Consider the following 14618-nt stretch of genomic DNA (forward strand, 5'->3'; position numbering starts at 1 on the left):
AATGCTTTCTCAAATTCCTTCACCGTTTGCTGACTTGATTCCGTTCGGAAGGTATTGTGTTTCCCGACGTTGCCGTTCCTCTGCTGCAAGGGATTGCACATACGTTCCGCCGAACACTTTCTCAGCAGTTGCCAGAGTATCGGAGCTTTCCGAAAACTCCTTCTGCTTTTGCGCAAGATCCGCAGCAGCTTGTTGGACAGCTGCTTCCTGATTGGCAATCAGTGCATCCACGTTCCGGTAATTCTGTGCTGTGATGGACGGATATGCATGGAGGGCGGCAACTGCCTGTTCTTTTGTGAACAGCCGTGACGGTTTCCCCTCATAAACGATCAGCAGTTTCTCTTTCAAATCATAGAACGATTGCAAATCTTGTTCTTCAGTGTGCAGCTTGCCTTCCGCATCAGCTGCCGCTTTTTCTTTTTCAGCAAAGTCTGTACGCAGGGAATTCAGTGTAGCACCGTCATTGATTTTTTGGTTTAGTGCCAGCAGGGCATCCAGTTCTGCATCGTTTGTCCATGCGAACGGCTTCTGCTGGTTGCGCCGGTGCATCGGCAGACCGCCCTTTGCAAATGAGATCGTGTAAAACTGAATGGTGCGCAGCACAACAGCATTTGGAGTGGACTGCCGCCTTGCATCCGCCACACGCTGTGCAAGCTGCTGCTCGTAGCGTGCTTTTTCTGCAAACCGATTCCGCAGCGCCTGTTCGCTGTAGTACTCGCCCAGACCCTTGAGCCGCAGGAAGGAGCCACCGTGTTTCGGCTTGACAGAGATGTACTTGCCCTGCTTCACTTCATATCCGGCGGCATGCAGACGTTCAAGCAGCTCCTCGAAGTCCTTGCTTTGCATGAGCAGTCTGTCAATGTCATTGCGAAGTTGCTCACGCTGATTGGTTTTTGGGCTGTACTCCTTTTCGATCTTCCGAATCTGATCCACATAGCACTCCTGCGCTTCAAATCCGTTCTCCGTTTCCCGGTACGGGATTTGCAGCGCATCCAGCTTTGCTTGCACATACGCTTGCTTTTCCGGGAGCGTATAGAAGAATGCTTTGTAGGGGGAGCGTTTTTCTTTTTTCAGCTTTGCGGTTTCATGCTCCAGAGCAGCCAGCCGATCCTTGAGCCGCCGGATGCTTTTTTCCTCGTGATCCATTTCGGTCACAGTGTTTGCATCCCGAAGCTGTGCTCGCAGCTTTTTCAGATCTTGTGAGTACTTGAAGTCCTCAACGGTCATGTGCGCATAGTGGGCATTTTTGTCCTCACGCACAAAGCCGTGCCGGTGCAGAATGCGCTCCATTTCTTTGCGCTCAGCTTCCTCCCACATAACCAGTTGATTATCCTTTGTGGTTTTTGGCTTGAATCCCTCCTCTATTAAAGCCTGCTTCATGGAAACGCCTTTGGACAAGCCGTTCTTTCTGCCCTTGGTGTAGAAGGGTACAAAGTTGATGTGAAGGTGCGGACTCGCTTCGTCCATGTGCAGCACTGCATTGAATACATAGAGGTTTGGATTACGTTGCTGAAAAGAAAACATGTAATCTTCAAGCATCTCCTTGGCAATCTCTCCACGCTGACTTTCACAGGAAGCGGTTTTCACATCGCCAAACTGCACTACGACTTCGTAGAATGCTTCTTCTCTTTTGCTGGCAGCGATCCTGGCATAGTAATCATCGATCATTCTGTCTTTGCGATACTGTTGGTCGTTGTATTCCTTGACAGCCTGGTCGAACAGGTGGTGATAGGCTGCACACACATTCTGCTGTCTGTACGTCACATTTTCTTTTGTCCGGGTGGGGTCAATGTTGGCGGCAAGGAATTTCCGGTTGTTGTGCCGGAGGTTCGCTCCGTGTGGATGACTTGCCTTGCCCAGTGTAAAACTGATGCTGTATGCGTCCATATTCTCGTCCTTCGCTCCTTTTTCTTTTCAGCCAAGTGCGCTGATTTTTTTTCAGCACACCGCATTTTTGCGGTGCTTGAAGTATCCGTTCCGACGGAATGGATACAATTTACCCAATATCTGTTTTGTCAAACGCAAAAAGCGTTCGATCAAAACAGAATTCTCGCTCCGCTCCAATATTGGGCAAAGTCTGCGACCTTGACGGCTAAACCGCTGCACAATTCCTTTTCGGGAGAACCCAAAAAGTTTTTCTCCGAAAAATGATTTGCAGCGTTTTGTCTGCTCCGCAGATTGGGAATTCCCAAACCCTTTTCACAACAGAAAATATTTACAATCATACGATTTCACCCTTTCTATTTTTTCCGAGTTCAGAAAAAAAGTCATGTGGTTCAGAGTCTGATACTGCGCTGATATAAACAGTCAGAAGCATGATCAGTGCGGATGCTTCCTTCCCGTAGAGGATGACCGCTGCACGGTTATCCCCCTTTCGCTGTTCCTTTTTTGAGAACCGCAGGATGGTTTGTTTCAATTGACCTGCCAACTGTGCGTAACGATTGCCGGTGTCGATTTCTTCAATCCTTGCGAGGGCAGATAACAAATAATTGGTCAGTTCCGGAGAAAGAAATAGTGTTTCCGGTTTATCCTTGGCTTTGATTTTTTTCTCCATTTGGATCACCTCATTCTTCTTGACAACGCCAGATTTGGTCTTTCATTTTGATTTGTCCGTTCCAGCAATTCCGGCTCAGGCTGCTGCCGTTCCAAGTGTGCATCCAGATTGCTGGATTTGAAAACCAGCAGCTCATTCCAGTCTTTAAAGCCCTGCTTGTCGAGCTGTTCAATCACACCTTTCGGACGAACAAATCCATTCTCTTTTTCAAATCGGCGACCGGCATCGTCATTGTCAACGCAGGAAAAAATCTCGACTCCCTCTGCTTGTAGCTTCAGCGGAATCGTCGGCTTCAACCCTGCCATCGACACCAGAACAGCACCGCTCATTTTCTTCTTGTCGCAAAATTTGTAGAAGCTCATCAGGTCAATGGCTGATTCAAAAATGTATGCACGATGGATTTTTCCATCCTTCGCCGGTACGGGATGAAATATGAAAGCACTTTCTCCCGTGCCGGTTGCGATCCCCTTGTATCGCTTGAATGAATTCAGTCCCTGAATCTCACCACCCACAACTTTTCCTGCTGCATCTTTGTGAACAAAGACTGCGTTTGCATTGCGATATGTTTTGGATTCTCCCGTTGCCGTTGTTGCTGTAACCATGCGTTCGGACTGGTACAGCAGACCGGCATGCACCAATTCCTCAATGATCGGTGCAGGAATTTTTCTTGATTGACACATGTACGCAAACAACTGCCGCATGTTTTTTGATTGCTCCGGCATCTGCAATTCTCTTTTCTCCGGGGCAGAGTGGTCAGGCTTTGGCGGTGCTGTGTACTGGGGCTTATACTCTCCGGTATGTTCCTTTGAACGAACTGTTGTAATATCCTTGCCCGTCAATTCAAACACAGCCTGTTTGAAATCTCTGCCCAGGACTTGCACCAGGCAATCGATGGAACTGCTGCCGCCCTTCCCGGAATAATGATGAAACCAAAGATTTCTGTCCGGATTGACGCACAGTCCGGAGAATTCTTTGATATAATACTCTGCGCCTTTTTTCTCCACTGTATAGCCGCTGTTCTGAAAATAGTCAAGCAGATTTGCCCTGCGTGCAGCTGCACTGAGCTGCTTGAACTCATCGTTGTTCATGTTCTCCTCCTTGTTAAAAAGAAACTGCCCTCACAAAAACTGCAAGGGCAATTTCAATTTGTAATTACATGATCGGCGGTAAAACCTCGCCGCTTGTGTTTGGGTTCAGATCATTGTCATCGTCACTTTTCGCAAAACTTTCCCGTTTCTTTTTTTCCTCGGCGGTTTCCTCAATGGGCTGCTCATCTGGATCCAGAATTGCCGCTTCCATTTCCGTGATGCCAAGCAGCTCTGCTTCAACCTGTGCCAATTCCGACTGCGCTTGTTGCAATTCCTGCTCATGGGGGAATGCAACTGCAAGCCGTTCTGTCGCCTGAATCAGATCAGTGTTCAGCTTTTCAATTCTGTTTTCACATTTTGTTTTTTCATTTGCAATGCCATTGTTCAACAGATTCAAAAGCCGTTGCGCATTATTACTTTTGTCGTGGATTTCCGCTGCTGTGCGATAAGCCACCGGACTTTCGCCCTGTACAGCAAATGCAAAGCCTTGCTGTAAACCAACCAGTTCCACCGTAACTTGAAAGCCATTGATCTTAAAACACGGAACTTCATTAAACGGTGCGTTTGATTTTTGTATGAGCAGTTCTTGCAGATATAGATTGATGTCCTCCTGCTTGGTCAGCGTATTGCCTGTTGCCGTTGTAACGGTCAGATCTTCGATTTTGCCCTCCGGATTTCTCATGCGGTCAATTGTTTCGATATCGCATTTGATACTGTCAATACGGTCACGGAGCGCAGCGACTTGCTCCGGAATGGCTGCGACCGTTTTGCGCATCTCGCCAGTTTCCCGTTGGAATTCCGCCTTCGCAAACTGCAATTCCGAAACCTTCATGCCCAATTCAATACGCTTGCGGAAGTTGTCGTTGCCCTCTGCTGCTGCTTGCATTTCGCCGTATGTGAGAACTTTATCGTCACAATCCTCAGAAATACGAGCCGGTGTTTCATCATCCAGCAGCTGCGCAATGAACCTTGCCTTGTCGGTAACGACTTGATACAGGTAGCTGTCCATTGTCCCTTCGGTGATGTAATTGAAAATCTGTACTTCACTGAATGAATTCCCCTGGCGGAGGATACGTCCCTCACGTTGTTCAAAATCACTTGGCTTCCAGGGGATATCCACATGATGTACAGCAGCGAGACGTTCCTGCACGTTTGCACCCGTGCCCAGAGTGCTGGTAGAAGCGATTACCACACGATATTTTCCTGCGTTGATATCCCGGAAAATAGGCAAGTACATCGGAAGTACCGGTCAGTATGCCGCCGAAATCAGGCGCATCAAGGTTCTTCAGCGAAATGCTTTTTTCGCTGATGCTTGCGACTTCACGACGTGCGCCATCGTACAGGATCACATGACCTGGGCGGCGCCTGCGTTGCCCTTTGTGAAGATGGAGCCGCCTGCCTTGAGGGTGAAGCTGCCGTCCGTAGCAGTTTCTGCTCCGCCAGTCACCATTTTGACAAAATAGGTGTTGTCCTTGGTCTGGTCAGCGGTGGTATCCGTGTAGTTTGTGCCTCCTGTGATGGGGGAGGCGTTCAGCTTGGTTGTGGTGCCATCCGTTGTCCGGTAGAGATTGAAGGCGCAGCCGGCAGGATCCTCCTCCAGCGAGCGCCAGCTTACAAATACCGCATTGCCTGCGTTGACCGCATACACGCCTCGGTCCAGATACTCCATCTTTCGCCCGGAGGAATCCGTCCGGACAGAAGCTGCATGGACAGTGACCGGTTGACTGTCTGGCTGCGACATGGCGGCAAATGGTACAGCACATAGAACACCCAGTGCTGCAGCGATGGTTCGTTTGAAAATTCCTTTCATTCAAAAATCCCCCTGTTGTCTTATTTTTCTTATTCACAACTACGCTATAATGCTATTGTATCTCAGCCTGAAATGCCTGTCAATGCACAATTCTGCCTAAAACATGCACTTTTCAGTCATGCTGCAAAATGGCATAAAAATAGAGGATGCGGCGTATCCACATCCTCGTGCAGTATGGTTTCCTCATTGGGATTTTCAACTCAGCGCCGTCCCAGATACCGGAATACCTGTTTTCGATACTCCAGATAAGGCGTGCCGAAGGTTTCCGTGAGATAACGCTCCTCTTGCAAAATTTGCAGGTGGAGCATCACTGCCGCAAAGACCGTAAAGCCTGCGGTCAGTCCATTGCCGAACATCAGCAGCACCCCCAGATATTGCAGATCAAACCCCAGGAATGCCGGATTGCGGCTGAAACGGTAGATGCCGGTTGTGACAAGCTCTGTCCGATCCTTGTCCGGGATTCCTGCGCGCCAGCTGTTCCGCATGCACAGAACGGAGATCAGAAAGATCAGATCTCCCAGCATCCCCAGGCAAAAGCCGGTGAAACGGGCGCTATCCGGCAGGTAGCTCCAGCCGAATGCAATGGACAGCAGTTGAGCGGGGATGATTCCCACTGTGGCAATGCTCATACAGATTTCCACTCTATGGATCGAGGGCTCCTTTTGGCGGTCAATCTGCTGGGTACAAATGCCCTGACGCTTCTGCGCCCACATTTTCAGCAAGTAAATGATGTAAAAAAACACCAGTACCACAAGCGCCAGCAGGCGATATGGCAGGTGTTCTTCCAATGGGATTTTCATGGTGTTCCTTCGCTCCTCTTAAATTGCGTAGTGTATGTTGCATATCGACTATTATATCAAATCAGCGGTATGCTTGTCAAGACGTGCCTTTGCGGCGCCGTGTTGCCTTAAAAACGGCAGGCGCATGCATTGACAAGCGCTGTTTCCTATACTATAATAAAAGGAATTGGACAGCTTCAGCAGGGAGACAGCTCCCGCTGAATGTATCCACATTTTCAGGCGTTCCGATTTGGAATGCTTTGCAGTAACAGAGGTTTGATATATGACACTGAAAGAATTAGCAATTGGAAAAACCGCCGTGATCCGGTCTGTTGGGGGAGAAGGCGCCCTGCGGCAGCACTTTCTGGATATGGGTCTGATCCCGGATGCGGAGGTGACACTGGTAAAGTTTGCGCCCATGGGAGATCCGCTGGAGCTGCGGATACATGGGTATGAGCTGACCCTGCGGCTGGCGGATGCGGAGAAGATCCTCGTGCAGGAGATCCCCACTGCCCCTGCATCCAAGTCATCCCAGCGGAGCCTGCGGGATATTCCCCATCCGGGCTTGGGGGAGGGGGGCAAGTTTCACACTAAGGCAGGGGAATGTCCCTTGCCGGAAGGAGAGATGCTGACCTTTGCACTGGTGGGCAACCAGAACTGCGGCAAGACCACCCTGTTTAACCGGCTGACCGGTTCCAATCAGCATGTGGGCAATTTCCCCGGTGTGACGGTGGATCGGAAGGACGGGCAGATCATCGGCCATGCCAATACCCGGATCACGGACTTGCCCGGCATTTATTCCATGTCTCCCTACAGCAGCGAGGAGATCGTCACCCGGCAGTTCATTCTCCAGGAAAAGCCCTGGGGCATCATCAATATTGTGGACGCTTCCAACATTGAGCGGAATCTGTACCTGACCATGCAGCTGCTGGAGTTGGATATTCCCATGGTGGTGGCGCTGAATATGATGGACGAGGTGCGCCAGAACGGCGGCTCCATTCTCATCAATGAAATGGAGCAGGCACTGGGAGTGCCGGTGGTGCCCATTTCTGCCGCAAAGAATGAGGGCATTGACGAGCTGATCGACCATGCGCTCCACGTTGCCAAGTACCAGGAGCGCCCCGGCAGGCAGGATTTCTGCGATCCCAACAGCAGCGGCAGTGCCGTGCATCGGTGTATCCACGGGATCATGAGTCTGATCGAGGATCATGCGGCGGACACGGGAATTCCGCTTCGGTTTGCCGCCTCCAAGCTGGCAGGGGGCGATGGAGATGTGCTGGAGCAGCTGAAGCTGGACGAGAATGAGAAGGACGGGCTGGAACATATCGTAGTGCAGATGGAAAAGGAACGGGGGCTGGATCGTGCCGCCGCCATTGCGGATATGCGCTTCCGGTTTATTCAGAAGGTATGCTCCGCTACGGTGGTCAAGCCTCACGAAAGCCGGGAGCATGCCCGGAGCCGGCGCATTGACCGGATCCTCACCGGAAAATACACCGCCATCCCTGCCTTTATCGGCATCATGGGACTGGTATTCTTCCTGACCTTTCACGTGATCGGCGCCTTTCTGTCGGATCTGCTTGACCGGGGCATCGGACTGCTGACGGATCTGGTGGATCAGGGGCTGACCGCCGCCAATGTGCATCCCGCTTTGCATTCCCTGGTGATCGACGGAGTATTCGGAGGCGTGGGCAGTGTGCTGAGCTTCCTGCCCATTATCGTGACTCTGTTTTTCTTCCTGTCCATGCTGGAGGACAGCGGCTATATGGCACGGGTGGCGTTTGTGATGGATAAGCTGCTGCGGAAGATCGGTCTGTCCGGCAGAAGCATTGTTCCCATGCTGATCGGCTTCGGCTGCACGGTGCCAGGAGTTATGGCAAGCCGCACGCTTTCCTCCGAACGTGACCGGAAAATGACCATACTGCTGACGCCTTTTATGAGCTGTTCCGCAAAGCTGCCCATTTACGGGTTCTTTACCGCCGCCTTTTTTCCGAAGCATGGGGCGCTGGTGATGATCCTGCTGTACTTCGGGGGCATTCTCATGGCGATTCTGGCGGCACTGCTGATGAAGGGCAGTCTGTTCCGGGGAGAGCCGGTGCCCTTTGTAATGGAGCTGCCCAATTACCGGATGCCCGGAGCGAAGAATGTGGCACAGTTGCTTTGGGAAAAGGCGAAGGATTTCCTCACCCGTGCATTTACCGTGATTTTTGTGGCAACCATCGTGATCTGGGTTTTGCAGACCTTTGATCCGAAATTTCGCATGGTGGCGGATTCCCAGAACAGCATGCTGGCTCTGGTAGCCGGCTGGATCGCCCCCATCTTCCGGCCTCTGGGCTTTGGAGACTGGCGGATATCCACCGCTCTCATCACCGGTATGCTGGCAAAGGAAAGCGTGGTCTCCACTCTGTCGGTGCTGATGCCGGACAGCAGCGCTTTGTACGCTATGCTCACGCCCTTGGGGGCAGTCTGTCTGCTGGTGTTCTGCTTGCTGTATACCCCCTGCATTGCAGCAGTGGCATCCATCAAGCGGGAGCTTGGGGCAAAGTGGGCAATCGCCGTGGTGGTAGAACAATGTGTGATCGCCTGGATCGCCGCCTGTCTGGTGCATCTGGTGGGCATGTTGTTGGGATTTTAAGGAGGCTTTTATGATTGACGTAAGCGGAAAATGGGCGTTGATTACCGGCGCCAGCCGGGGCATCGGCAGACTGATTGCCCTGGAGATGGCGAAACGAGGATGCAACCTGGTGCTGCACAGCCGTCGGCTGTCCCATTGCAGTTCCCTGTTAGAGCAGGTACAGCGGCTGGGCGTACAGGCATATGCCGTGGAGGCGGAATTGTCCGACTTGGATGCGGTGGAGGATATGATGACCCGCATCGATCGGACAGGCACCAGCCTGGATATTGTGTTCAACAATGCCGGAGTGCAGGTGGCGTACCGCAGTGCCTTTCTGGAAACTCCGTCGGAGGATTACATCAAAAGCTTTGCCATCAACACCATTGCTCCCATGCGGATCTGTTATCATGTGCTGCCGGGCATGGTGGATCAGGGGTTTGGCAGGATTATCAATACCACCAGTGGCATTGCCCTGGATCCGCAGCAGGCGGGCTATTCCGCAAGCAAGGCGGCACTGGATAAGGTGACGGTGGATCTTGGTTCTAAGTATGACGGCACGAACGTGATTCTGAGTCTTGCGGATCCGGGCTGGTGCCGGACGGATCTGGGGGGACCCAATGCGCCGAATCCACCGGAAAGTGCACTGCCCGGGGTACTGATCGGTGCCTTCGTGGATGACCGCCGTAGCGGCAGGCTCTTTGCAGCGCCCCATTTCTCCGGTATGACACTGGAACATGCGGTACAGCAGGCGGAGACCTCCTGTGTGGTGCCCTATGATCGATGAAACCAGGCAGTCATGCAGATTGCAGCCAAGGGGGAAAGTGGGTGGATCCGAAGGCGGTTCGCCGGATGTACCGGACATGCCCATACGTTTTACACTTCCGGAAGAACTGTTTTGAACCATCCAGACACACTATCGTCTGAACCGAGAGCCGGCAGGGCTGCATCCTGCCGGCTCTTTCTTGCCCTGTGGTGGAAAATGTGTTATAATAGGACGCAGATGCAATGATTGTACAGGAGGGGATACCGTGTCGAAAACCACCATACTGATTCCGGCTATGCTGGATTTCCATTTTCCGCTGCTGCGGTATGCCTTCTGTACGCCCCGGTATGCCCCGGTGATCCTGGAGGCTTGCCCGGAGGCTGCTGCCCTGGGTCTGGAGTATGCCCACAATGATTTGTGCTATCCGGCAGTGCTCATCATCGGACAGATGCTCCATGCTCTCCGCAGCGGGCAGTACGACCTTTCCAATACGGTGCTGATGATTCCCCAGGCAGGAGATGCCTGCCGGGGCTCCAATTACCTGCATATGATCCGCAAAGCCCTTAGCCGGGCAGGCTTCGGGAGCGTGCCCATTCTGTCCCTGAATGTCAAGGGACTGGAGGAAGGGGCAAAGCTGCACGTTACCCCTTCCATGCTCCATCGGGCGGTGAATGGGGCGTTGCTCGGCGATCTGCTGATGCTGGTGTATCACCAGACCCTGCCCTATCAGAAGGAGCCGGGAGCGGCGGAGACCCTGCTTGCCCGGTGGCGGCAGCAGTTGGGTAGGCGGCTTCAGGGCGGCATTCTGCTGCACGACGAGCGGAAGGCTTTGTTTGCGCAGATCGCCCGATCCTTTTCGGAAATTCCCCGGTGTCAGCGCCAGGTACAGCGGATCGGTATCGTAGGGGAACTGTATGTGAAATACTGCGGTATGGGTAACTGCGGTCTGGTGCCCTATCTGCATGCCAGAAACTGTGAGGTGTATGTGAACGGGCTATCCTGGTATGCCCTGTATTATCTGGACACCCATATGGTACAGGACGCCGCCTGGGGCAGAGCCTGCAAACCGTTGCTCTGGTATCTGAACCGGGTGCAGACGGAACTGGTGGATGCCGTCCGGCAGGCTGGATTCCAGTGCCTGGATCCCTATGACCGGTTCTGCCGCACCCGGCAGGAACTGATCCCCTACGGTGTGCATACGGCGGACGGCTGGCTCATCAGCTGTGAGGCGGTGCAGATGGTGGAGCTGGGGATCCGGAAGGTGCTGTGCGTGCAGCCCTTCGGATGCATGCCCAACCATATCTGCGGCAAGGGCATGTACCCGAATTTACAGCGGCATTATCCCGACGCCCATCTGGTCAGTGTGGATTATGACACCAGCGGCACCCTTGTGAATGTGGAAAATCGCATTCAGATGCTGCTGGATGCCCAGTAGAGAAAGGAGGAGTCCTATGTTTTCCCTGCTCCGGGACATTTACCGTTCCGATCCCCGGGGGTTTGTGCGGATGGTACTGCTGTCCGTTCTGGTATCCCTGTCCGGGGGCGTCAGCGTACTGCTGCTGGTGCCCCTGCTGCAATGCTTTGACATACAGTCCGGCAGCCGTTGGGCAGTGCTGAACCGGTTTCTGCCGAATGTGTCCGGCAATGTGCAGCTGGCATGCATTCTGGGGGTGTTCGTGCTTGCCATGGTCTGCAAGGCGCTGCTGAACCGACATGTGCAGCTTTTGCACGCAAGACTCACCCAGGACTACATGACCAAGCTGCGGCTGCGGCTGTACGGGGCAGTATCCCAGGCGGACTGGCAGCATCTGATCCGGTTCCGGCGATCGGATCTTTTGAACCTGTTTCATGCGGACTGTACCCGGATCAGCAATGCGGCGATCCAGCTGGTACAGGGGATATCTCTGCTGATGACGGCGGCGGTGCAGATTGCCATTGCCTTGGTGATGAACGTGCCCTTGACCCTGTTTGTACTGGTTAGCGGCGGTGGATTTTTCCTTGCCTTTCGTCCCATGATGCGCCGCTCCAAGCAGTGCGGTCAGAGTATACGCAGCTCCGCACTGACGTTTTTTGCGGAGATCGACGACCAGATCAGCGGCATGAAGGAAATCCGCTCTTACGGCATTCAGCAGGCACAGAGCAAGCGCTTCCGGGATGCGGCGGAGCTGTACCGGGCAAACTATCTGGAGTTGACCCGGCTCACCGCCCTGCCTGCCATGATTTATACCATCGGCTCGGCTGTGCTGGTGGCTTTGGCGTTTTTCTTTGCCCAGGCGTTTTTATCTGTCAGCGCCGGACAGCTGATCGTGATCGTATACATCTTCTCCCGGCTGTGGCCGGTGTATACCTCTCTGCAAAGCATTCTGCAAAATGTGATGACTGCCGTACCGGTGCATCAGGCTATGGAGGAAACGGTGCACACCTTATCCCGGTCTGCCTGCATACCCCAGCCGGAGACTGCTCCCTTGACCCTGCACCGGGAGATCCGGCTTTCGGACGTATCCTTTGCCTATGAGGGGGCGGACGCCCCGCTGATGGAGCATCTGGAGCTGTCGGTGCCTGCATGCCGGGTGACGGCGCTGGTGGGACGCTCCGGTGCCGGGAAAAGCACTCTGGTGGATCTGATTACCGGCTTTCTGACCCCTTCCGCCGGACAGATCCGGATCGATGACACGCCCTTGACGCCGGAGCGCATGGACGCATGGCGCAAATGCATCAGCTATGTGCCCCAGGAGCCATTACTGCTGAACGGTACCGTCCGGGAAAACATCCTTCGGTTCCATCCGGAGCTGACGGAGGAGCAGCTGATCCGGGCGTTGCAGCGTGCCCAGGCATGGGACTTTGTACAGCGGCTGCCCCAGGGGATGGATACCTTTGTGGGGGATCGGGGAGTGCGGCTGTCCGGGGGAGAGCGGCAGCGGATCGTGCTTGCCCGGGCATTGGCTTCAAATCCGGCACTGCTGGTGCTGGATGAAGCCACCGCATCCCTGGATTATGAAAACGAATGTCTCATCCGGCAGGTGCTGCGGAATCTGGACAAGCATATTACCGTGCTGCTGATTGCCCATCGGATCAGCACCATCCGCAGTGCGGATCATATCATCGTGGTAGAAAGCGGGAAGATTCAACAGCAGGGCAGCTTTGCAGAGCTGCTTGCCCATCCGGACAGCTACCTTGCCCGGATGCTGGAAATGGAGTAAGCATGGAACGAAATCTAACCATCGGCAGTGTGTGCAAAAGCGTTGTCTTTTTCTCAGTGAACCATAGCCGATAGTGGATGAACTGGGGCGTGTTGATACTAAGCCTAACAACGTATCTTTTCAGCAAAATTTCACGCATCCTGCTTTTTGCCTTGTCTATGTAAAATGTATGCTCGAAAATCTGCATATTATCTTAGTGTCAACACTCCCTACTAAAAGCGGAACAGGCATGACCGAAATCATGCCTGTTCCAAGAAATTTGGTTTTTTCTGTCTCACCAGCAGAGAACCTTGCTCCTACGGCTTTTGCTGTACTTGCTATTACTGTTCCTTGATGATTTCCTTGAGACTTCCAGCCATGCCTGCCAGCCCCTGGATCTCGCTGGGGATGATCAGCTTGGTTGCCTTGCCATCCGCTGCCTTTGCAAATGCCTCCAGGGACTTCAGCTTGATGACCTGATCGTTGGGGGCTGCCTGGTTCAGCTTTACGATACTGTCCGCCAGCGCCTTCTGTACCATTTCAATTGCCTGGGCTTCACCGGTTGCCTCCAGAACCTTCTGTTCCCGGACAGCGTCCGCACGGAGGATCAGCGCCTGCTTTTCTGCCTCAGCCTTGAGAATCTCGGACTGCTTTTCTGCTTCAGCCTTCAGGATCTTGGATTCCTTTTCACCTTCTGCAACCAGGATCTGGGACTTCTTTTCGCCCTCTGCCTGGAGGATCTTTTCACGACGCTCACGCTCTGCCTTCATCTGCTTTTCCATTGCGTCCTGGATCTCACGGGGCGGCAGAATGTTTTTCAGTTCCACACGGTTCACTTTGATGCCCCAGGGATCCGTTGCCTGATCCAGCAGGGCAGTGATCTTGGTGTTGATGACATCACGGGAGGTGAGGGTTGCGTCCAGCTCCAGCTCACCGATGATGTTACGCAGAGTGGTTGCAGTCAGATTTTCAATGGCTGCCATAGGATGCTCGATGCCATAGGTGTACTGCTTTGCATCCGTGATCTGGAAAAAGACAACGGTGTCGATCTGCATGGTAACGTTATCCTTGGTGATTACCGGCTGGGGCTTGAAATCTACAACCTGTTCCTTGATGGACACGATCCGTGCCACCTTATCCAGGAAGGGCACCAGGAAGTGAGGGCCGGTGCTCCACTCGCCGTGGAATGCACCCAGACGCTCTACGATGTAAACCTTTGCCTGGGGAACGATCCGGATCCGGCTGACCAGGAAAATGACGATCACAAGAATCGCAACCATCAGATATCCAAGTGTGCCGAAGCCGGATGCTAATATTGAACCAAACATACACATTTCCTCCATATTTTGTTGTTTCTAACAATGCTGTATTACTGCTTTGCTGCGGATGCGGCAGGCTGGGGAGCGGCTTCCGGCTCTACAAAGAGCTTTGCCCCCCGGATATCCGTGATTCGCACCACAGTCCCCTCCGGGATGATCTGTCCGTTTGCGGCAACTGCGATCCAGTCCACACCGTCCTTGCGGGCTCTGCCGGTGCCGCGTGCGCCGTCCACGGTTTCGATGATGGTTGCAGTGCTGCCGATTTCACGGTCTGCATTGGTGGGTACTATTTTTTTGCACATCACCTTTTTGATGATCGGGCGGGTGCATGCCAGCAACAGAGCGGATACCACCACAAAGACGATAAACTGTACGGTTCTGCCTGCGCCGAATACCGCTGCCAGAAAGGCAGCCAATGCGCCCACGGAAAACCATACGCTGACCAGCTGCAGTGTGACCACTTCTGCAATTGCCATGACAATACAAACAATGCCCCAAATCAACATATCCATGTT

Annotated in this window: 12 protein-coding genes; 4 read left to right on the forward strand and 8 right to left on the reverse strand. The window is 53.2% G+C overall.

What is annotated here, in order from left to right; genetic code table 11:
* Nucleotides 1-9: 9 nt before the first annotated feature.
* The 6 genes from RUM_RS12060 to RUM_RS06110 form a co-directional block, all read right to left on the reverse strand.
* Nucleotides 10-1887: a plasmid recombination protein gene (locus RUM_RS12060; protein WP_015558298.1), complete on the reverse strand. Its 1878-nt coding sequence runs from the start codon at nucleotides 1885-1887 to the stop codon at nucleotides 10-12.
* 334 nt (nucleotides 1888-2221) lie between these two features.
* Nucleotides 2222-2554, reverse strand: coding sequence for a hypothetical protein (locus RUM_RS06090; RefSeq protein WP_015558300.1), 333 nt, complete (start codon nucleotides 2552-2554; stop codon nucleotides 2222-2224).
* A gap of 5 nt (nucleotides 2555-2559) precedes the next feature.
* A complete protein-coding gene (locus RUM_RS06095; RefSeq protein ID WP_015558301.1) occupies nucleotides 2560-3642 on the reverse strand; it encodes a DUF3991 and TOPRIM domain-containing protein in 1083 nt (360 codons plus the stop codon).
* 64 nt (nucleotides 3643-3706) lie between these two features.
* Nucleotides 3707-4879, reverse strand: a complete 1173-nt coding sequence (locus RUM_RS06100; RefSeq protein WP_015558302.1) for a helicase-related protein — start codon at nucleotides 4877-4879, stop codon at nucleotides 3707-3709.
* Nucleotides 4880-4987: 108 nt separating this feature from the next.
* Nucleotides 4988-5452 carry a rhamnogalacturonan endolyase family protein gene (locus RUM_RS06105; RefSeq protein ID WP_015558303.1) on the reverse strand — a complete coding sequence of 155 codons (465 nt, stop codon included), beginning with the start codon at nucleotides 5450-5452 and terminating at the stop codon, nucleotides 4988-4990.
* Nucleotides 5453-5652: 200 nt separating this feature from the next.
* Nucleotides 5653-6252: a methyltransferase family protein gene (locus tag RUM_RS06110; RefSeq protein ID WP_015558304.1), complete on the reverse strand. Its 600-nt coding sequence runs from the start codon at nucleotides 6250-6252 to the stop codon at nucleotides 5653-5655.
* 262 nt (nucleotides 6253-6514) lie between these two features.
* Between RUM_RS06110 and feoB the strand changes: the two genes are divergently transcribed.
* The 4 genes from feoB to RUM_RS06130 all read left to right on the forward strand — a co-directional run bounded on the left by feoB (nucleotide 6515) and on the right by RUM_RS06130 (nucleotide 12805).
* On the forward strand, nucleotides 6515-8863 hold the full coding sequence (gene feoB, locus RUM_RS06115) for a ferrous iron transport protein B (protein WP_015558305.1): 2349 nt from the start codon (nucleotides 6515-6517) through the stop codon (nucleotides 8861-8863).
* Between the two features lie 10 nt (nucleotides 8864-8873).
* Nucleotides 8874-9626, forward strand: coding sequence for an SDR family NAD(P)-dependent oxidoreductase (locus RUM_RS06120; protein ID WP_015558306.1), 753 nt, complete (start codon nucleotides 8874-8876; stop codon nucleotides 9624-9626).
* Between the two features lie 244 nt (nucleotides 9627-9870).
* Nucleotides 9871-11040, forward strand: a complete 1170-nt coding sequence (locus tag RUM_RS06125; RefSeq protein ID WP_041326302.1) for a 2-hydroxyacyl-CoA dehydratase — start codon at nucleotides 9871-9873, stop codon at nucleotides 11038-11040.
* Nucleotides 11041-11056: 16 nt separating this feature from the next.
* Nucleotides 11057-12805: an ABC transporter ATP-binding protein gene (locus RUM_RS06130; protein WP_015558307.1), complete on the forward strand. Its 1749-nt coding sequence runs from the start codon at nucleotides 11057-11059 to the stop codon at nucleotides 12803-12805.
* 320 nt (nucleotides 12806-13125) lie between these two features.
* On the opposite strand, the gene RUM_RS06135 is transcribed toward RUM_RS06130, so the two are convergent.
* Nucleotides 13126-14112, reverse strand: coding sequence for an SPFH domain-containing protein (locus tag RUM_RS06135; RefSeq protein ID WP_015558308.1), 987 nt, complete (start codon nucleotides 14110-14112; stop codon nucleotides 13126-13128).
* A 41-nt stretch (nucleotides 14113-14153) separates the two neighbouring features.
* The gene (locus RUM_RS06140) at nucleotides 14154-14615 is read right to left on the reverse strand and encodes an NfeD family protein (RefSeq protein ID WP_015558309.1); all 462 of its coding nucleotides are present in this window, start codon (nucleotides 14613-14615) and stop codon (nucleotides 14154-14156) included.
* Between the last annotated feature and the right edge of the window lie 3 nt (nucleotides 14616-14618).

This window comes from Ruminococcus champanellensis 18P13 = JCM 17042 (genome assembly GCF_000210095.1).
Lineage (GTDB): Bacteria > Bacillota > Clostridia > Oscillospirales > Ruminococcaceae > Ruminococcus_F > Ruminococcus_F champanellensis.

Excerpts from the sequence above, each read along its gene's own strand:
- RUM_RS12060 (WP_015558298.1), bottom strand. The coding sequence starts at position 1,887 with ATGGACGCATACAGCATCAGTTTTACACTGGGCAAGGCAAGTCATCCA.
- RUM_RS06090 (WP_015558300.1), bottom strand. The coding sequence starts at position 2,554 with ATGGAGAAAAAAATCAAAGCCAAGGATAAACCGGAAACACTATTTCTT.
- RUM_RS06095 (WP_015558301.1), bottom strand. The coding sequence starts at position 3,642 with ATGAACAACGATGAGTTCAAGCAGCTCAGTGCAGCTGCACGCAGGGCA.
- RUM_RS06100 (WP_015558302.1), bottom strand. The coding sequence starts at position 4,879 with ATGTACTTGCCTATTTTCCGGGATATCAACGCAGGAAAATATCGTGTG.
- RUM_RS06105 (WP_015558303.1), bottom strand. The coding sequence starts at position 5,452 with ATGAAAGGAATTTTCAAACGAACCATCGCTGCAGCACTGGGTGTTCTA.
- RUM_RS06110 (WP_015558304.1), bottom strand. The coding sequence starts at position 6,252 with ATGAAAATCCCATTGGAAGAACACCTGCCATATCGCCTGCTGGCGCTT.
- feoB (WP_015558305.1), top strand. The coding sequence starts at position 6,515 with ATGACACTGAAAGAATTAGCAATTGGAAAAACCGCCGTGATCCGGTCT.
- RUM_RS06120 (WP_015558306.1), top strand. The coding sequence starts at position 8,874 with ATGATTGACGTAAGCGGAAAATGGGCGTTGATTACCGGCGCCAGCCGG.
- RUM_RS06130 (WP_015558307.1), top strand. The coding sequence starts at position 11,057 with ATGTTTTCCCTGCTCCGGGACATTTACCGTTCCGATCCCCGGGGGTTT.
- RUM_RS06135 (WP_015558308.1), bottom strand. The coding sequence starts at position 14,112 with ATGTTTGGTTCAATATTAGCATCCGGCTTCGGCACACTTGGATATCTG.
- RUM_RS06140 (WP_015558309.1), bottom strand. The coding sequence starts at position 14,615 with ATGGATATGTTGATTTGGGGCATTGTTTGTATTGTCATGGCAATTGCA.